Here is a 17,534-nt window from a genome sequence, read left to right as displayed (position 1 = left end):
ACAGAAATGTGAATCTTGCCAGAAAAGCGGGCAGAGAAACCGCCATCGTTATCACAGATAGCGGAACTCGCGGTGATGCGATATAAATAAAACAACGAGTTAACGCCACTGTAACCAGACGAGGTGGAGAATGTTAGAACAAGTATGTCAGCTTGCACGGAATGCGGGCGATGCCATCATGGAAGTCTACGATGGAAACCAGCCGATCAACGTCGCCAGCAAGAAAGATGATTCTCCGGTCACGGCGGCGGATATCGCAGCGCATAAAGTCATTGTCAGCGGCCTGCAGGCGCTGGATCCGGATACCCCGATCCTCTCCGAGGAGGACCCGCCGTCCTGGGAAGTGCGCCAGCACTGGCAGCGCTACTGGTTGGTCGACCCGCTGGACGGCACCAAAGAGTTTATTAAGCGTAACGGCGAATTCACCGTCAATATCGCGCTGATTGAAAACGGCAAGCCGACGCTGGGCGTTGTCTATGCGCCGGTGATGAAGGTGATGTACAGCGCGCAAAATGGCAAAGCCTGGAAAGAAGAGTGCGGCGTACGCAAGCAGATCCAGGTCCGCGATGCCCGTCCGCCGCTGGTGGTGATTAGCCGCTCCCATAGCAACGATCCGGAGCTGCAGGAGTATCTTGAGCAACTTGGCGAACACCAGACCACCTCAATCGGTTCGTCGCTGAAATTCTGCCTGGTGGCGGAAGGTCAGGCCCAGCTCTATCCGCGCTTCGGGCCGACCAGCACCTGGGACACCGCCGCCGGCCATGCGGTCGCGGTGGCCGCCGGGGCGCATGTTCACGACTGGCAGGGGAAAACCCTCGACTACACGCCGCGTGAATCCTTCCTTAACCCCGGCTTCCGGGTCTCTATTTATTAAGCAATTTATGCAGCAGGTCGATCACCTGCTGCACCTCTTGTTGGGTGAGGGCGCCGTCTTTAGCCCACTGCACACGCCCGTTCTTATCCAGCACCACGATCGCTGAGCTCTTCTCGTCCAGCTGCCAGGCTTTCCGCACCAGGCCATTGCTGTCGACGATAAATTGCGACCATGGGAAGAGCTTTTTATTACTTTCAATGCTGTTACGTACAAACATCCCGGTGCCCGGGATGGCGTCGTCAGTGTTTACAATGGTGGTGGTCTGATAGCGATCGTGCGGGAAGCCCGCCGCTTTAATCGCCTCGATCAGGTTGGCATTCTTCTCTTTTGCTGACGAGCGTCCGGCGATGTGCTGGACCACGCGCACTTTTCCCGCCAGCTGGGCGCTATTCCAGTTTTTATAGCTAAACTTATCCTTATCCAGAATAAGCTCTCCCCGATCCGCGACGCCAACGGGCGCCACGCGCTGGCCGTCGACGAAGTTATGCGCTGTGGCCAGCAGCGGGAGAAGCAGTAACGAGGCGGCCAGTATGCTACGTAGGGTCATGCGCAATCCTTAATCATTTTTATGCAGGTGATCCGACCACTTGGTCTCGTTTAATCATAAGTGCGATTGACGGTGATTACCCGCAATGAGGATGCCAGTTTGCGTGTTGACGCACAAATTAGTCGTAAAACGGCGACTTATACTTACTTCATCGTATGTCTGAAACGAAAATTCTGAATTATTGTCATCAAAGGGTAAATAAACTTATACATACTGGGTCCCTCTGAGATTCTGGACTATAGTTTTAGGGCATTAAAATTTGCGCTCCCAAGACGTGGGCTAACTGTGGCACCACAAGAGCGTAACCCTGGCAGGAGAGAAGAATGAAAATTTTCCAACGCTACAATCCGCTGCAAGTGGCGAAGTACGTGAAGATCCTGTTTCGTGGACGGTTGTACATCAAGGACGTTGGCGCATTTGAATTTGATAAGGGCAAAATCCTTATCCCGAAGGTCAAGGACAAGCTGCATCTGTCAGTGATGTCCGAAGTCAATCGTCAGGTGTTGCGTCTGCAAACTGAGATGGCATAGCCTGGCACGTAGCAGTACGTAGTAGGTAAAAGACGGCTCCCGATGGGAGCCGTTGATGTTTTTAGCCCTTCATTTCCGCATAGCGTTTGCGATATTCGCCCGGTGGGATGCCGTTATGTTTACGAAACAAGCGGGTGAAATAGACCGGATCGCTGTAGCCCACCGATAAAGCAATTTTGTTAAGTGGGAGCGAAGTGCTCTGAATAAGCCACCTGGCGCGGTTGATGCGCTGCGTTTCCCGCCACGCATAGACCGTTTGCCCCAGTTCATTTTTGAAAAGGTGCGCCAGACGTGAAGGGGAGATAAACACCATCGCCGCCAGAGTCTCGATTTTTACCTCCTGTGCAATGTGGGCGTTAAGATAGTCGCAGATGGCGTTAATCCGAGGGTCGTGGGCATGGCGGTTGCTAATGGGTTGCTGTTGAAAACAGCGGAGAATTAATCTCTCCAGCGCGTTCATTGCCAGCGCTTCTGACAGCGGTACGGACGCAGAGTGGTGGCGTATCACTTCGTAGAACAGATCGCGCAGTTGCTGGAGCTGGTCGGGATCGTTAATGGTTGTTTTGCCGATACCGTGGGTGGTTTGGTCCCACTTCAGCCAGTCTATCCAGTAGGGGCGGGGGATAAAGTAGATCCACAGATGGTCCCAGTACTCGCTGTGTTCGTCCCTGCCGTAATGATGGGGCACGCCGGGAGGAAACAGCAACAGATCGTTTTCCCGGCACAGCAGGAAGCCATCGCCCGCTTTCGCCCGCGCCTGGCCGCGCAGGGTCAGATTAATGATGTAACCTTTCATCCCCTGCGGGCGATTAATGTAGTAGTCCAGCGTGGAGCCGCGGGTAATCGGCGTGAAGCCTGCGACGACCCAGGCATTGAAGGTAAAGGTCTTCATCAATGGCGAGAAATTGAGTAGCTCATTGATATCCAGTTCCATTCTCTCTTCCACCTGAGCGCCGCCGCGTCGTTAGCTTTCGATGATAGTAAATTCCCAGGCCCTGAGGCGCAACGGCTGGCCGACGTATACTGTCTCCCCGCTCAGCAGCGCGGTACCCAGGGTCTCGCTGACAACATCCATCGCCTCGCCGGAGTAATTGAACAGGAAGTGGATATTATTTCCGGCGCGGTTACGCATCTTTTTAACCACTAACGGATAGCGATAGGCGGAAGTTCGCGAGTTCAGCGTGAGATCCGCCGTCAGGACATCAAACAGCTGGCTAATCAGGCCCTTCTGCGGCAGAAAGCCAACGTACAGGGCGCGACCCTGACCGTAATCCGCCTCCGTTGCGGCGGCGTATTCGCCCCATGCCGGGTGCTGATAGCGCAGCAGGGTGCGGGTCCCGTCATCGGGCGTCAGCAATTCCATCCACAGCTCAGCCTGATTGTCATTGCGGCAATCAATCTCTGCGCAGCAAGAGCTTACCGTCGTCTCTTCCGGCAGGGTGAACTGGCTGTAGCTGACGCCGCAGCTCTGGCGCAAAACCCCCGGCTGCGCGCTGCTGCGCACCTTGACGTTTTCATCGCTAAAGCCTGATTTAAAGCCGATCAGCGCTCTGCCGCCCCGGGCGATATAGTCGTTAATCCGCGTTAGCAGGCCCTCATCGGCGGCGTACAGACCAGGAACGATCAGCACCCGGTAGCGCGAGGTTTCCTCGTTCACATCGTGGATGATGTCGAGGCTGATATTGTGGTCATACAGCGCATCGTGGAAGCGGCGGAAGATATCGTTATAAATGTTGCCCCTGGCGTCGCCGGGAAGGAAGTGATTGAGAGCGTCCATCGCCTCATTACTTATTAGCAACGCGACGTCATTTTCGGCCTTCAGCTCCGCCAGCTGCGGGGACAGGCGGGCGAAATCGGCGCCGATGGTGGTAGCTTCCTGCCAGGTTGGGTTGCGCGAGAAGTCGTGGCTGAGCAGCCCCTTCCAGTAGGTTTCAAAGGCGTTATGAATCGAATGCCAGTGCCAGTAGGAGACCATGGCGGCGCCGGAGGCGATATGGCTGAATGCCTGCAGGCGTAGCTGGCCCGGGAAGGGGGTCCACTGGGCGAAGCCCTGAGCCTGGGTTTCCAGCACGAAGTAGTTCTGGCCCGGCTTAAGCGAGCGGGTGATGGCGCCGCCAAAGGCGATTTCCCGTCCGGTCAGGTGTGCCTGACTCGGGTGATAGATATCGACGCCGGCGATATCCAGCGCCTGCGCCGCCGCAAAATGGTCGACCCGCGGCTGCACGCCGTAAGAGTAACCGCGCCATTCGAAATCGAAGTTGTGGGTGACGAACTGGTGCGGCTGGGCGTATTCCCGAACGATGGCCGCCTGCCAGGCCAGATACTCGGTGACCTGCTGACGCTGATAGCGGGAGAAGGCGCAGGCGAGGCTGGCGTTGATGGTGTTTTCCACCGGCGGAAAATCCTGCCAGCGGTCAATGCGGTTGCTCCAGTAATCCAGGCCGAAATCGTGATTCAGCTGCCGGAGGTCAGGATATTTCTCCTGCAGGCTGCGCACGAAGCCCTCCTGCATATAGCGGCCAATATTGTCGTAATGCTTGGTTTCGTTATCCAGTTGCCAGCCGATAATCGCCGGATGGTGTTGCACATGGGCCATCAGCGTGCGGATAATTTTTTCGGCATAGCGGCGAAAGGTCGGGTTGACGATATCCATGATCTGCCGCGGACCATATTTTTGCTGCCCCGCGACGGTGGTGACCAGAATATCGGGATGTTTCGCCGCCAGCCAGGCCGGGACCGCGTAGGTGGGCGTCCCTACGATGACCGCAATGCCGGCCTCATGCATCGCCTCCAGCACCCGGTCGATATGGTAGAAATTATACTGGCCCTCTTCAGGCTCCAGCGTACTCCAGGTGGACTCGGCAATACGCACCACGTTAATGCCGGTTTCGCGCATTAAGGCGATATCCTTAGCCAGCCGATCTTCCGGCATATATTCATCGTAATACGCCACGCCATAAAATAAATGAGACATACACACTACCTCCTGACATTAATTCGCGGGCACCGGTTGTGAAGAGAAGACACGTGCTTTATCCAGCGTAATAAAAGAAATAAGCGTGAAGCACAGAGCGATACCGCCGAGTACGATATAGCTACTGGTAAAGCCCATGCTCTGGTACATATGGCCGATACCGGTCGAGAGAAAAATAGAGCTAAAGCTTTTCGAAAATTGGAAGCCAATTAAGTAAACGGTCGCTGACAGCAGAGGATTAAAGTTAGCCGTAATATATTTTAACGCCGCGACAAGTAGCACTGAGCTTTCAAAACCGTGGAGGAGTTTAATCAGACTGATGGAGACGGGGCCAATAGCCCACGCGGAGCCGATAATACGCAAGCTCATAATCAGCCCGCAGTATAACAGCGCATTTTTAGGGCCGATTTTATTCACAAACCATGGCGCAAAGAACATCACGATGGCATCAAGGAAAATTTGACCCGTGGTTAAATAACCGAAGACTTCTGCACCCCGGGCTTTACTCTCAAAGAAATGGCTGTAATAGATAGCGAACTGCTGGTCATAGGTTTCATAGACCGCCCCGACGCCAATGACATAGAGGGCGAAGAACCAGAATTTTTTAATTTTTAACAGCGAGACGGCATCGCGGAGGGTAACCGGCGAGGCTTTGCCAGGCAGCAATCCCTGCTGAGGGTGGGCGCTGATCTGCATTTTCCAGACAATGACCAGCAGGCAGACGCCTGCGCCGCTGGCCAACCAGAAAATCATATTCTGATCAATGCCGTAGAGTTTTCCTGCCGCAAAGGTGCCGATTGCGGCGCCGATGCCGCCGAACATCCGCGCCCGGCCAAATTCGAAACCGGAGGCGCGGCTGACTTTATCAATGTAGGCTTCGCAAACCCCGCAGCCTGCGCCGTAGGCCATGCCAATATAAAGGCCGCCAGCCAGCGCGCCGAGGAACACATTTATTTTTAACAGGGGAGCAAAGACATAAATCCAGTAAGGGGCGAATAACGTGATAATAATCGCCAGCATCCACATCAGATTCTTACGATACACCAGTTTATCGGAGATGAAGCCGAATAATGGCTGAACGCAGACGGCGACAATGGCGGTGAAAGAATAAACCAGGCCGACGTCTGTGTAGTTAATACCGATGGTTTCCGTCAGCCACAGGGATAAATAAGGGTAGCAGCATCCCCAACCTATAAAGAAGAACAGGAAAAACAGACAGCTGATAAAGTAATTTTTATTTGACGTTATCATGGTAACCCTCGCTTCCTTTATTCAGGAATATGATCGTGTTGATGCGAGCAACGTTACCTTTTTGCGCGTCGGGGAGTCATGAACGTTTCGCTATCGAGCAGGAGTAATCTGCTATCGGCAGAGGGGCGTGAGCCGCTTCACATTCGAGCCATAAAAAAAGGGCGGATGGTCATCCGCCCTTAGGAGAGAGAAAAGATTACGCTCAGGCGTTCTGGCTTTCCGCCGTTTCCGCCTGCTTCGGCACCAGCACCGTTGGCTTGTTATCGATACGGGTCACCAGCAGCTGGTCGATACGGTAGTTATCGATATCCACGACCTCAAACTTATAGCCGGAGAACTTCACCGCGTCGGTGCGTTTGGGGATTTTACGCAGCATAAACATCATAAAGCCGCCGATGGTCTCGTAATTCCCGGACTGCGGGAACTCGTCGATATCCAGCACGCGCATCACGTCATCAATCGGCGTACCGCCATCGATCAGCCACGAGTTTTCATCGCGGGCGACAATCTGCTCTTCCAGCCCCTGGCCGACGAGGTCGCCCATCAGGGTGGTCATTACGTCGTTGAGAGTGATGATCCCGACCACCAGCGCGTATTCATTCATGATCACCGCGAAGTCTTCCCCGGCGGTTTTGAAGCTTTCCAGCGCTTCCGACAGGGTCAGGGTGTCCGGCACGATCAACGTGTTGCGGATCTGTACGCCGCCGGTCAGCACCAGGCTCTGGTTCGCCAGCACGCGGTTCAGCAGATCTTTTGAATCGACGTAACCGATAATGTGGTCGATATCTTCATTACAGACGAGGAACTTCGAGTGCGGATGTTCGGCCACTTTATTCTTCAGGCTCTGCTCGTCTTCGTGCAAATCAAACCAAATGACGCTTTCACGCGGGGTCATGGAGGAAGGAACGGTGCGGGACTCCAGCTCGAACACGTTCTCAATTAGCTCATGCTCCTGCTTGCGCAGCACCCCGGCCAGCGCGCCGGCCTCGACCACGGCATAGATATCATCGGAAGTGATATCGTCTTTCCGCACCATCGGCAGTTTGAAGATGCGGAAGATCATGTTGGCCATGCCGTTAAACAACCACACCAGCGGGCGGAAGACTAACAGGCAGAAGCGCATCGGGTTGATGATGCGCAGGGCCACTGTTTCGGGCGCAATCATACCGATGCGTTTCGGAGTCAGGTCAGCAAACAGGATGAACAAGCTGGTGACCAGGGTAAAAGAGATGATGAAGCTCAGCTGCTCGGAGAGCTCCGGCGACAAATACCCGCTGAGCAGGCTATGAAACGCCGGTGAGAAAGCCGCGTCGCCCACAATACCGCCAAGAATGGCGACGGCGTTGAGGCCAATCTGCACGACGGTAAAGAAGGTGCCCGGGTTCTCCTGCATCTTCAGCACCCGCTGTGCGTTGACGTTGCCTTCATCGGCCAGCAGTTTCAGTTTGATTTTACGTGAGGCGGCCAGTGAAATTTCCGATATCGAAAAAAACGCACTGACGGCTATCAGACAGAGTATTACTAAAATACTGTTTAACATATCTTTTCTGACCGTTGAGGCCAGATCCTCGGAAGGGAAGTTGATCGAACTATAAGGAAGCTACTTGAACACCCGCCCACAGACGCAGGCGGGCAATTTCAGAGGCTAGTATAGCGTAACAGTCAGCAAAATCGCCAGAGCATTGATTAATCATTGTTAATTACACGGTTATCTCACCACTAGAGGTCGTAGTAAAAGCGTACTTATGCGGACAGGGCGCACCTGGTTATTTTCACCGGAAAACGAGGTGCGGCCAGAGGAAAGTGCCGCCCGGCCGCGGTAATAACGGGCGCGGAGTGGATCACAAAAATACATACGCCAGAATAAAAACCGGGGGAAATGTGTGATGAGAATAGCATTGGTATTTTTAGCGGCTTGACCACCTCACTTCAGTAATAGAATGATAACCGCGTTTGAAAACGATACCGCGAACGATTTCACATTCATTTTTAAAATATTTAAATACCGTCATATTATTTTCCGTTTCATTTAAAAATGATTAATTTTAGGGATAAAATATGCATAAGAAAATAGCTTTGATAGTATGTGTCGCCCTGGGGATACCCGCCGCTGGTCACGCGCTGACTTTCGATGTCAGAGGAGGATATCGGGCGGGAAGTCACTCTTATGAATCTCGCTATAAGGTGAGTCAGGGGTGGCAGAATGGCTGGTGGGCGAGTATGGAGATGGATAATAAAAACAACAAAAATAACCACCAGGGAAAAAATGGCACAGATAAAACGGATGCGTCCCACTCCTTTGGCGACAGTACAGTCGATTATAATGAAATCGAGGTTAACTATAGCTGGCCATTCGCGGAAAAATGGGCCTTGCAGCCAGGCGGTATCTATCACTGGAGCAGTAAAGGCACCCAGCTACGGCCTTATTTTCGTATTAACTATAAAGCGACTCCCGATCTCACCTTTGGACTACGTTATCGCTATGACTACAACACTTACGAAACGGTTAATAGCGTCGGCGAGTCACATCGCGACAGCGTCAACCGCCTGGATTTATATGTTAATTATAAATTTAATGCCCAATGGAGTGCCCTGTATCAAGGCACGGTCTATCGACATGTCAACGATGACTATAAATATAATAATGATAAATCTTCGGCGACAGAAAACGCCGTAACGCTACGCTATAAATGGAATGACTGGTTTAGTCCCTATATCGAATATGATTACCTTGATAAACAGGGTTACCATGATGGCAAAAATAAAATTTCAGAATCACGATATCGTATCGGTATGACGTTTACGCTATAAAATCTCGCCCTGACGAGCAGGAAACAATATCTGCTGACATTTGCTGGAACCATATTGAATACGTTCCCGGCCCTGGCACGCCTTCGGGTCGGGAACGTGCGCCGCTTAGCGATAAGGCCGCGTGGAAGCGCGCGGAATCAGGGTGGGTAAAGAGTAGCGTTGGGGGTTTTCCACATGATGACCTAGCAGCAATTCAACGGCATGGCTGGCAAGCTGATCGAGCGGTGTCTTCACGGAGGTCAAAGGGATCGGCAGGCGACTGACTAACGGAATGTCGTTATAGCCTACCAGTGAAACGTCGCGGCCTATCTCCAGCCCGAGTCGGTGTGCAGCCGCCATCACGCCGATCGCCAGGTCATCATTGACGGCGAAAATGGCGCTGGGGCGCGCCGGACTATTCAGGATTTCATAACCGGCGTTTTCACCGGCCACAATGGTAAAGTCGGAATCTCGCCACCATTGCGGATTCACCTCGGCCTGCGCTTCCTGCATGGCACGCAAAAATCCTTTTTGCCGGTTTAAGGTGCTCGATGAAAAATTGGGGCCGGCAATAATACCGATTTCCCGATGACCGAGATCCAGTAAGTGGCGGGTTGCCAGATAGCCTCCCAGTTCGTCATCACCAATAGCGGATGGGCTGATACCGTCGGTACGCAGCGCCAGAACATGGTTGATCTGTTTCTCCCGCAATTGCTGAGGCAGGCGGTCATCCAGGCGACAGGTGGAGAGGATCAGGCCATCGACCCGGCGATCCAGCAAAGATTGTGTGGCGCGCTCTTCCGTGTCTGGATCGTTGCCGCAGGTTGCCACCACCGTGAAATAGCCCTGACGCGCGGCGGCCTGAGAGACCGCTTCATAGAACATCGCCGTGACGGTATCGGTCAATCTCGGGACCAGAACGCCTATCGTGCCCGTATCGCCACGGCGCAAACTGGACGCCACGTAGTCACGTCGGTAGCCCAACTGCTTCGCCGCTTCCCGTATTTTTTCAGCCGAAGGGCTGCGGGACGGGGGGAGACGTTCATCCAGCACGCGCGAAACAGTTGAAACACTCACGCCGGCGGCGCGAGCCACATCCTGCATCGTAATGGTTCTTCCATTGTGCTCTTGAGATGATTGATTTCCCATGACCGATTTCCTGTTTAAATTCAGTTGCGATTGTATTCGTAGTTATTTCTTCCACGCAACTTAAATGGCGTAGAGGAGCGCCAGACGCAATGTGGGAAATAGATCACGTAATGTAACTTGATAAATGTTTAACCCGCCCATTTTTGTGATTCCAATTGCATTTATTAGCGGAGTCCCCTTGATCTTGTGAAGTAAAGGGAAGACATTTCAATTCACTTGCAATCGTTCCTGCAATCGATTTCAAGAAAGAGAGTTTATCATCTTTATCTGTTGAAATTTGTAAGGAGTTAACATGAAAGCACTTGATTTGCGTGGAATTGTTCCAGCCCCGGTTACCCCTTTCACCCGCGATGGACGTATCGATCATAAAGCCATCAAACGTTTAGGTTCCTGGCTGGGTAGCGTAAAAGGCGTGAAAGGCTTGGTGGTTCTGGGACATGCCGGGGAGGGCACCTTCCTGACTCAGCAGGAACAGGCTGACGTTATCCGTAGTTTTGTTGACTCAACCGACGGCCGTGTACCGGTCATCGCCGGGATTACTGGCGAAGGGACGGAAGTGGCGGCGCTGGAAGCGCAGCGCGCCGTGGAAGCCGGGGCCTCCGCAGGTCTGCTATATCCTTCACACGGTTGGCTGCGTTTTGGCTACCAAAAAGGGGCGCCTCAGGATCGTTATCGCGTGGTATATGAAGAGAGTGGATTGCCTCTTATTCTTTTCCAGTATCCGGATGTCACTAAAGCCACTTATAACCTTGAAACGATGCTGGATATTTCCGCGCAACCGGGGGTCTTTGCGATGAAAAATGGGGTGCGTAATATGCGCCGCTGGGATACGGAAATTCCGGTTATTCGTCGCGAACGCCCTGATTTACAGATCCTCAGCTGTCATGATGAATACCTGCTGCATACCGCCTTCGATATTGATGGTTTCCTGGTGGGATATGGCAATATTGCCCCTGAACTCCTGCTGGAACTGCTGGAGGCCGGTAAAGCGCAGGATTATGTGAAGGCCAAAGCGGTTCACGACCGTCTGCTGCCGGTTACTAAGGCCGTTTATCACCGCGGCTCGCATATGGAAGGTACCGTGGCGTTGAAACATGCTCTGGTTGAACGTGGCATTCTGGAACACGCTACCGTTCGGTCACCTCTGTTGCCGCTGGAACCGGGCGCAGAAGAAGAGATCAAAGCGGCTATCCGTGCCGCAGGCATTAAAAAAGCGGTTATTTAATTTATTATTTGAATACCAAGCCCGTATTCATTATGAATACGGGTTGGTTTTAATAAGGATAGTCAGGTTTTATTCAGTATATCAGTGTGGCCGTATAATATTTTATAAAGATACTATAATGAGGCTGTCATGAGTAATTTAGAAAAAACATCTACCGCTGTACCCGCACAAATAGAAAGACTTCCCTTCTCTCAATTAATTCGCCGCATCGGTCCGGGGATTGTGCTTACCGGAGTCGTGATTGGCCCCGGCGCTATTACCACCGCGTCGATGTTAGGGGCGGACTATGGCTATTCCCTACTATGGCTGCTGATCCCCATTGCCTTTATGGGGATCACGTTTATGTTGACGACCTATCGTATCTCCATGCTCACCGGGATGCCGTCAATAGAGGCGATACGTCACTATTACGGTAAAGTCGCCGCGGGGTTTGTAGGCGTGGCCACTTTTTTAGCCTGTCTTTTTTTTACCATGGGGAATATCTCGGGTACCGGGGCCGGCATGAACCTTGTTTTCGGCATTGACTGGAAGCTCGGTGCGTTAATTATGATTGCAGTGATGATCTATTGCTATTTCTCTAAAGGCGTTTATTCCAAAGTCGAAAAAGGGATCACTATTTGTATTGTGGCAATGATTATCGCCTTTTATATCACACTGGTGGGAACGGGGGGGCCAGACTGGAAAGCCAGCGGGGAAGGATTAACGCATTGGATCTTTCCTGCGGGGAGTTTAGTCACCGCGCTGGGCTTTATCAGTACCAATGCCTCCCTGACGACCGGGATCTACGGTACTTACCTTGGCAAAGAGAAAAAATGGAAAAAAGATGATCTCTTTAATGGCGTGATGGTGGCGGATACCGTAGCCCATATTATCGGTGTGCTGCTGATCAGTGGGGCTATTATTCTGGTAGGGGCGATTGTGCTTTTTCCTCAAGGAATATCAATCAATACGCCGACGCAGTTGGCTGATTTATTAACGCCAAGCATGGGACGCGCGGCAAAATACATTATGGGGATCGCATTATTGGGCGCGGGTTTCTCATCTTTACTGGGGAATACTCAGCGTGGGGTTGTCCTGCTTAACTCGGGGTTCAATAAATCTACTGCGCTGGAGAGTAAAGCGGTCCAGTGGGGATCCATGGTAGTGCTGGTGATTGCGGGGTTAATCTGTTTTAGCTTCGGCGGATCTCCGGTGCAGTTAATTTACTTAGCGAATGTCGCAACGGCGGTGTCGACGCCTGTCGCGGGTCTGTTTATCTGCCTGCTGCTGTGGCGAAAGGATATTAATAAAGGATATAAGACGCCAAGGTTATTACAAATATGTATGGCGGTCAGCTATCTCTTTTGTTTGTTACTCACTCTCGTCGCCCTGATTAACACCTTACCTAAATTTATGTCCTCTCTTTCTTCCATGTTTTGAGGTGGGGTATGACTAATGCCATCCTGTTAGGCGAAGGCTTCACCCTGATGTTTCTCGGCATGGGCTTTGTGCTGGTGTTCCTGCTGCTGCTCATCTTTGCCATCCGGGGAATGTCCCTCGCCGTCAACCGCCTGTTTCCCGAGCCGCCCGCCGCCCCCGCAGCNNGCCCGCCGACGATTTCGCCCGCCTGAAGCCGGCGATTGTCGCCGCCATTCACCACCATCGCCGTCTTCACCCTTAATTCACGGAGGAATTCATGACCGTTGCCATTACCGATGTCGTCCTGCGCGACGCCCACCAGTCCCTGTTCGCCACCCGTCTGCGTCTCGACGATATGCTGCCCGTTGCCGCTCAGCTGGACGACGTCGGCTACCGCTCCCTTGAGTGCTGGGGCGGCGCCACCTTTGATGCCTGCATCCGCTTTCTCGGCGAGGACCCGTGGGTCCGCCTGCGCGAGCTGAAAAAGACGATGCCCAAGACCCCGCTGCAGATGCTGCTCCGCGGCCAGAACCTGCTCGGCTACCGCCACTACGCCGACGACGTGGTGGAGCGCTTCGTGGAGCGCGCCGTCAAAAACGGCATGGACGTCTTCCGCGTCTTCGATGCCATGAACGACCCGCGCAACATGCAGGCCGCCCTGCAGGCGGTCCGCCGCCACGGCGCCCACGCCCAGGGTACGCTTTCGTACACCACCAGCCCGGCCCACACCCTGCAGACCTGGCTCGACCTCACCGAACAGCTGCTGGAGACCGGCGTTGACTCCGTCGCCATCAAGGACATGTCCGGCATCCTCACCCCGCATGCCGCCTTTGAGCTGGTCAGTGAAATCAAGAAGCGCTATGACGTCACCCTGCACCTGCACTGCCACGCCACCACCGGGATGGCGGAGATGGCCCTGCTGAAGGCCATTGAAGCCGGGGTCGACGGCGTCGATACCGCCATCTCCTCGATGAGCGCCACCTATGGCCACCCGGCCACCGAGGCGCTGGTCGCCACCCTCGCTGGCACGCCCTACGACACCGGCCTCAATATCCACAGGCTGGAGAGCATCGCGGCCTACTTCCGCGAGGTGCGTAAGAAGTACCACGCCTTCGAAGGCCAGCTGAAGGGCACCGACAGCCGTATCCTCGTCGCCCAGGTGCCGGGCGGGATGCTCACCAACCTCGAAAGCCAGCTGAAGCAGCAGAGCGCCGCCCACCGTCTGGATGAAGTGCTGGCGGAAATCCCCCGCGTGCGCGAGGACCTCGGCTTCATCCCGCTGGTGACCCCGACCTCGCAGATTGTCGGCACCCAGGCGGTGCTCAACGTGCTGGGCGGCGAGCGCTACAAAACCATCGCGAAGGAGACCGCCGGTATCCTGAAGGGCGAGTACGGCCGCACCCCGGCCCCGGTGAACGCCGCCCTGCAGGCGCGGGTGCTCGACGGCGCCGACCCGGTGACCTGCCGCCCGGCCGACCTGCTGAAGCCGGAGCTGGCGCAGCTGGAAGCCGACGTCAGACGCCAGGCGCAGGAGAAGGGCATCACGCTTGCCGAAAACGCCATCGACGACGTGCTCACCGTGGCGCTGTTCCCGCAAATCGGCCTGAAGTTCCTCGAAAACCGCCACAACCCGGCGGCCTTTGAGCCGGTACCGCAGGCGGAAGCCGCGCAGCCAGTGGCAAAAGCAGAAAAACCTGCCGCCTCCGGCGTCTACACCGTGGAGGTGGAAGGCAAAGCCTTTGTGGTCAAGGTCAGCGACGGCGGCGACGTCAGCCAGCTGACGGCGGCCACCCCGTCTTCCGCACCGGTTCAGGCTGCCGCCCCGGCCGGCGCCGGCACCCCGGTGACCGCCCCGCTGGCGGGCACCATCTGGAAGGTGCTGGCCAGCGAAGGCCAGACGGTGGCCGCAGGCGAGGTGCTGCTGATTCTGGAAGCCATGAAGATGGAAACCGAAATCCGCGCCGCGCAGGCCGGGACCGTGCGCGGTATCGCGGTGAAAGCCGGCGACGCGGTGGCGGTCGGCGACACCCTGATGACTCTGGCGTAAGGACGAGGAGCGGAAATGGAAAGTCTGAACGCCCTGATTCAGGGCATGGGGCTGATGCACCTCGGCGCCGGCCAGGCCATCATGCTGCTGGTCAGCCTGCTGCTGCTCTGGCTGGCGATTGCGAAGAAGTTCGAGCCGTTACTGCTGCTGCCGATTGGCTTCGGCGGCCTGCTCTCCAATATCCCGGAGGCCGGGCTGGCGCTCACCGCCCTGGAGAGCCTGCTGGCTCACCACGACCCGGCGCAGCTGGCGGTGATTGCCGCGAAGCTCCACTGCGCGCCGGACGTCCACGCCATTAAGGCGGCGCTGGCCCTGGCCCTGCCGTCGGTACAGGGGCAGATGGAGAGCCTCGCGGTGGACATGAGCTACTCCGCCGGGGTGCTGGCCATCTTCTATAAGGTGGCGATTGGCTCGGGCATCGCGCCGCTGGTCATCTTTATGGGCGTCGGGGCGATGACCGATTTCGGCCCGCTGCTGGCTAACCCGCGCACCCTGCTGCTGGGGGCGGCGGCGCAGTTCGGGATCTTCGCCACCGTGCTCGGGGCGCTGACGCTGAACTACTTCGGCATCATCAGCTTCACCCTGCCGCAGGCGGCGGCCATCGGCATCATCGGCGGCGCCGACGGCCCGACGGCGATTTACCTGTCGGGCAAGCTGGCGCCGGAGCTGCTGGGGGCCATCGCGGTGGCGGCCTACTCCTATATGGCGCTGGTGCCGCTGATCCAGCCGCCGATCATGAAGGCGCTGACCACGGATAAGGAGCGGAAGATCCGCATGGTGCAGCTGCGCACGGTGAGTAAGCGGGAGAAGATCCTCTTCCCGGCGGTGCTGTTGCTGCTGGTGGCGCTCCTGCTGCCGGACGCCGCGCCGCTGCTTGGGATGTTCTGCTTCGGCAACCTGATGCGCGAGAGCGGCGTGGTGGAGCGGCTGAGCGATACGGTGCAGAACGCGCTGATCAACATCGTCACCATCTTCCTCGGGCTGTCGGTGGGGGCCAAGCTGGTGGCGGACAAGTTCCTGCAGCCGCAGACGCTGGGGATCCTGGTGCTGGGGGTGATCGCCTTCTGCGTGGGGACCGCCGCCGGGGTGCTGATGGCGAAGCTGATGAACGTGTTCAGCCGGCACAAAATCAACCCGCTAATCGGCTCGGCGGGGGTGTCGGCGGTGCCGATGGCGGCGCGGGTGTCGAACAAGGTGGGTCTGGAAGCGGACGGGCAGAACTTCCTGCTGATGCACGCCATGGGCCCGAACGTGGCGGGGGTGATCGGCTCGGCGATCGCCGCCGGGGTGATGCTCAAGTACGTGCTGGCGATGTAACAGAGGAATAAGACAATGGAAGAAACCGTATTACTGGATATCCAAAGAATACAGACCTCCGAACAGAGCAATATTATTCTCAGGTCGATACGGGCGATTGATTTAGTGAATCACCTGACACCGGCGCTAGGCATCATTGAGAGCCTCAGCGAACAGTACAATGTGCAGAAAATATTAGTGACTTGTCTTTATGCCGGACAGCAGCTTGCCATGGACCGGCGGATAGTATTGCCGCTATTACCCGAGTCGCTCTATTTGTTGGGTGGGGTGGTGATGGCCGCTGGAAAGGCAGTGGAAAAAAGAGAGACTCTTACTCACAACCGCCTGTGCGAAGAGGCGGGAAAGCTGCTTAAAGATGATGCGGCCTGGGAGAGCTTTGATGTGATAAGAAGCATTGCTCTGCCGGTTTACCGCCGGCTGGTTAAAGAGCAGCGTACCCACGTCGCCTCTTTATTACAGGCTCTGCTGCATATCCTTGCCTGGCGTAGTGAAAGCGCATGGGCGCGTGACCAGGCGCAAAGAATGCTCTGGGCAGGGGGCGTATTCGGGCGGGGTGGGATAGATTCGCTGATCGCCTTTGACCACGCGTTGGCAGAAAAAGAGATAACATTCCCGTCTCTGCGTGAGTTGTTAACCGTGACGGCATTTCTGGCCCACTTCCCTGCGGGCCCGGTCTTTTCTGATTAATACGCGCTCGCGGCCAGACGATGCGCGCTTACTGAGGCGGCAGGCAGACGCCAATGCCGCCGATGCCGCAATAGCCGTGCGGATTTTTATACAGATACTGCTGGTGATCGTCCTCGGCATAGTAGAACGGTTTGGCGGTGGCGATCTCGGTGGTGATGTGACGGGTATCGTGCGCGTCGTTCATCGCCGCCTGGAAGCGCGCGAGGCTGGCCTTTGCCGCCTCCGTCTGTTCCGGGGTCAGCGGGTAAATCGCCGAGCGGTACTGGGTGCCGTGGTCGTTACCCTGCCGCATACCCTGCGCCGGGTCGTGATTTTCCCAGAACACCTGCAATAACTGCTCATAGCTAATCACCTGCGGATCATAAACCACGCGTACCGCTTCCGCGTGACCGGTCTGGCCGCTGCATACTTCGCGATAGGTCGGATTGGGCGTATAGCCGCCAGTGTAACCTGCGGCGGTGCTGTAAACCCCCGGCAATTGCCAGAACAGGCGCTCAACTCCCCAGAAGCAGCCCATGGCGAACAGCGCCACTTCCATCCCCGCCGGGACGTTGGTCATCGAGTGGCCGTTAACTGCGTGGAGCGTCGCCACTGGCATGGGGGTATTGCGTCCAGGCAGCGCATCCGCCTGGGCGACAAGATGCGTTTTATCAAATAGACTCACGGTTGGCCTCTCAATACAGAAATCGTCGTTAAGGTTGTAACGAAGCGTGTCTTTTAACACAATAAATACGCGTAATACGTC

The 17,534-nt window shown here is 55.4% G+C and carries 15 protein-coding genes and 1 pseudogene; 9 read left to right on the top strand and 7 right to left on the bottom strand.

Annotation, left to right across the window (positions count from 1 at the left end; translation table 11 throughout):
- The first annotated feature begins 130 nt into the window (after nucleotides 1-130).
- Nucleotides 131-874, top strand: coding sequence for a 3'(2'),5'-bisphosphate nucleotidase CysQ (gene cysQ, locus KHQ28_RS05600; protein WP_002886705.1), 744 nt, complete (start codon nucleotides 131-133; stop codon nucleotides 872-874).
- On the opposite strand, the gene KHQ28_RS05595 is transcribed toward cysQ, so the two are convergent.
- Nucleotides 864-1,421: a YtfJ family protein gene (locus tag KHQ28_RS05595; protein WP_002886706.1), complete on the bottom strand. Its 558-nt coding sequence runs from the start codon at nucleotides 1,419-1,421 to the stop codon at nucleotides 864-866. The two genes, cysQ and KHQ28_RS05595, sit on opposite strands and share 11 nt — an antisense overlap.
- A gap of 323 nt (nucleotides 1,422-1,744) precedes the next feature.
- Between KHQ28_RS05595 and KHQ28_RS05590 the strand changes: the two genes are divergently transcribed.
- The gene (locus tag KHQ28_RS05590) at nucleotides 1,745-1,951 is read left to right on the top strand and encodes a DUF1107 domain-containing protein (RefSeq protein ID WP_002886707.1); all 207 of its coding nucleotides are present in this window, start codon (nucleotides 1,745-1,747) and stop codon (nucleotides 1,949-1,951) included.
- A 61-nt stretch (nucleotides 1,952-2,012) separates the two neighbouring features.
- Here KHQ28_RS05590 and araC read toward each other — a convergent pair whose 3' ends face one another.
- The 4 genes from araC to KHQ28_RS05570 form a co-directional block, all read right to left on the bottom strand.
- On the bottom strand, nucleotides 2,013-2,885 hold the full coding sequence (gene araC, locus KHQ28_RS05585) for an arabinose operon transcriptional regulator AraC (RefSeq protein ID WP_004178353.1): 873 nt from the start codon (nucleotides 2,883-2,885) through the stop codon (nucleotides 2,013-2,015).
- 30 nt (nucleotides 2,886-2,915) lie between these two features.
- Complete coding sequence (locus KHQ28_RS05580; RefSeq protein ID WP_004210661.1) at nucleotides 2,916-4,925, bottom strand: beta-galactosidase; 2,010 nt, start codon at nucleotides 4,923-4,925, stop codon at nucleotides 2,916-2,918.
- A gap of 18 nt (nucleotides 4,926-4,943) precedes the next feature.
- On the bottom strand, nucleotides 4,944-6,176 hold the full coding sequence (locus KHQ28_RS05575; protein WP_020324899.1) for an oligosaccharide MFS transporter: 1,233 nt from the start codon (nucleotides 6,174-6,176) through the stop codon (nucleotides 4,944-4,946).
- Nucleotides 6,177-6,378: 202 nt separating this feature from the next.
- Entirely contained in the window at nucleotides 6,379-7,716 is a 1,338-nt protein-coding gene (locus tag KHQ28_RS05570) for a hemolysin family protein (protein ID WP_002886718.1), read from the bottom strand.
- Between the two features lie 518 nt (nucleotides 7,717-8,234).
- Between KHQ28_RS05570 and KHQ28_RS05565 the strand changes: the two genes are divergently transcribed.
- On the top strand, nucleotides 8,235-8,987 hold the full coding sequence (locus KHQ28_RS05565) for an oligogalacturonate-specific porin KdgM family protein (protein WP_023158563.1): 753 nt from the start codon (nucleotides 8,235-8,237) through the stop codon (nucleotides 8,985-8,987).
- A 105-nt stretch (nucleotides 8,988-9,092) separates the two neighbouring features.
- Here KHQ28_RS05565 and KHQ28_RS05560 read toward each other — a convergent pair whose 3' ends face one another.
- Nucleotides 9,093-10,115: a LacI family DNA-binding transcriptional regulator gene (locus tag KHQ28_RS05560; RefSeq protein WP_032418155.1), complete on the bottom strand. Its 1,023-nt coding sequence runs from the start codon at nucleotides 10,113-10,115 to the stop codon at nucleotides 9,093-9,095.
- A gap of 292 nt (nucleotides 10,116-10,407) precedes the next feature.
- Between KHQ28_RS05560 and KHQ28_RS05555 the strand changes: the two genes are divergently transcribed.
- The 6 genes and pseudogenes from KHQ28_RS05555 (at nucleotide 10,408) to KHQ28_RS05530 (ending at nucleotide 16,789) form a co-directional block, all read left to right on the top strand.
- Complete coding sequence (locus KHQ28_RS05555; RefSeq protein WP_032418154.1) at nucleotides 10,408-11,340, top strand: dihydrodipicolinate synthase family protein; 933 nt, start codon at nucleotides 10,408-10,410, stop codon at nucleotides 11,338-11,340.
- 129 nt (nucleotides 11,341-11,469) lie between these two features.
- Complete coding sequence (locus tag KHQ28_RS05550; RefSeq protein WP_032418153.1) at nucleotides 11,470-12,759, top strand: Nramp family divalent metal transporter; 1,290 nt, start codon at nucleotides 11,470-11,472, stop codon at nucleotides 12,757-12,759.
- A gap of 8 nt (nucleotides 12,760-12,767) precedes the next feature.
- A pseudogene (locus KHQ28_RS05545) lies at nucleotides 12,768-13,000 on the top strand (oxaloacetate decarboxylase subunit gamma).
- Nucleotides 13,001-13,015: 15 nt separating this feature from the next.
- A complete protein-coding gene (oadA, locus tag KHQ28_RS05540) occupies nucleotides 13,016-14,785 on the top strand; it encodes a sodium-extruding oxaloacetate decarboxylase subunit alpha (RefSeq protein WP_032418151.1) in 1,770 nt (589 codons plus the stop codon).
- A gap of 15 nt (nucleotides 14,786-14,800) precedes the next feature.
- Nucleotides 14,801-16,102 (top strand): oxaloacetate decarboxylase subunit beta, encoded by a 1,302-nt coding sequence (locus tag KHQ28_RS05535; protein ID WP_032418150.1) that lies wholly within the window; start codon nucleotides 14,801-14,803, stop codon nucleotides 16,100-16,102.
- 15 nt (nucleotides 16,103-16,117) lie between these two features.
- Entirely contained in the window at nucleotides 16,118-16,789 is a 672-nt protein-coding gene (locus KHQ28_RS05530; protein ID WP_023159538.1) for a hypothetical protein, read from the top strand.
- Between the two features lie 28 nt (nucleotides 16,790-16,817).
- On the opposite strand, the gene msrA is transcribed toward KHQ28_RS05530, so the two are convergent.
- The gene (gene msrA, locus KHQ28_RS05525; protein WP_025712326.1) at nucleotides 16,818-17,453 is read right to left on the bottom strand and encodes a peptide-methionine (S)-S-oxide reductase MsrA; all 636 of its coding nucleotides are present in this window, start codon (nucleotides 17,451-17,453) and stop codon (nucleotides 16,818-16,820) included.
- Nucleotides 17,454-17,534 lie beyond the last annotated feature (81 nt).

The organism is Klebsiella sp. 28, assembly GCF_018223905.1.
Classification (GTDB): Bacteria; Pseudomonadota; Gammaproteobacteria; order Enterobacterales; family Enterobacteriaceae; genus Klebsiella; species Klebsiella pneumoniae.
This window is presented reverse-complemented; position numbering and strand designations above follow the sequence as displayed.

Excerpts from the sequence above, each read along its gene's own strand:
- KHQ28_RS05590 (WP_002886707.1), top strand. The coding sequence starts at position 1,745 with ATGAAAATTTTCCAACGCTACAATCCGCTGCAAGTGGCGAAGTACGTG.
- KHQ28_RS05565 (WP_023158563.1), top strand. The coding sequence starts at position 8,235 with ATGCATAAGAAAATAGCTTTGATAGTATGTGTCGCCCTGGGGATACCC.
- KHQ28_RS05595 (WP_002886706.1), bottom strand. The coding sequence starts at position 1,421 with ATGACCCTACGTAGCATACTGGCCGCCTCGTTACTGCTTCTCCCGCTG.
- KHQ28_RS05555 (WP_032418154.1), top strand. The coding sequence starts at position 10,408 with ATGAAAGCACTTGATTTGCGTGGAATTGTTCCAGCCCCGGTTACCCCT.
- KHQ28_RS05580 (WP_004210661.1), bottom strand. The coding sequence starts at position 4,925 with ATGTCTCATTTATTTTATGGCGTGGCGTATTACGATGAATATATGCCG.
- KHQ28_RS05570 (WP_002886718.1), bottom strand. The coding sequence starts at position 7,716 with ATGTTAAACAGTATTTTAGTAATACTCTGTCTGATAGCCGTCAGTGCG.
- KHQ28_RS05535 (WP_032418150.1), top strand. The coding sequence starts at position 14,801 with ATGGAAAGTCTGAACGCCCTGATTCAGGGCATGGGGCTGATGCACCTC.
- KHQ28_RS05530 (WP_023159538.1), top strand. The coding sequence starts at position 16,118 with ATGGAAGAAACCGTATTACTGGATATCCAAAGAATACAGACCTCCGAA.
- cysQ (WP_002886705.1), top strand. The coding sequence starts at position 131 with ATGTTAGAACAAGTATGTCAGCTTGCACGGAATGCGGGCGATGCCATC.
- KHQ28_RS05575 (WP_020324899.1), bottom strand. The coding sequence starts at position 6,176 with ATGATAACGTCAAATAAAAATTACTTTATCAGCTGTCTGTTTTTCCTG.
- araC (WP_004178353.1), bottom strand. The coding sequence starts at position 2,885 with ATGGAACTGGATATCAATGAGCTACTCAATTTCTCGCCATTGATGAAG.
- oadA (WP_032418151.1), top strand. The coding sequence starts at position 13,016 with ATGACCGTTGCCATTACCGATGTCGTCCTGCGCGACGCCCACCAGTCC.
- KHQ28_RS05550 (WP_032418153.1), top strand. The coding sequence starts at position 11,470 with ATGAGTAATTTAGAAAAAACATCTACCGCTGTACCCGCACAAATAGAA.
- KHQ28_RS05560 (WP_032418155.1), bottom strand. The coding sequence starts at position 10,115 with ATGGGAAATCAATCATCTCAAGAGCACAATGGAAGAACCATTACGATG.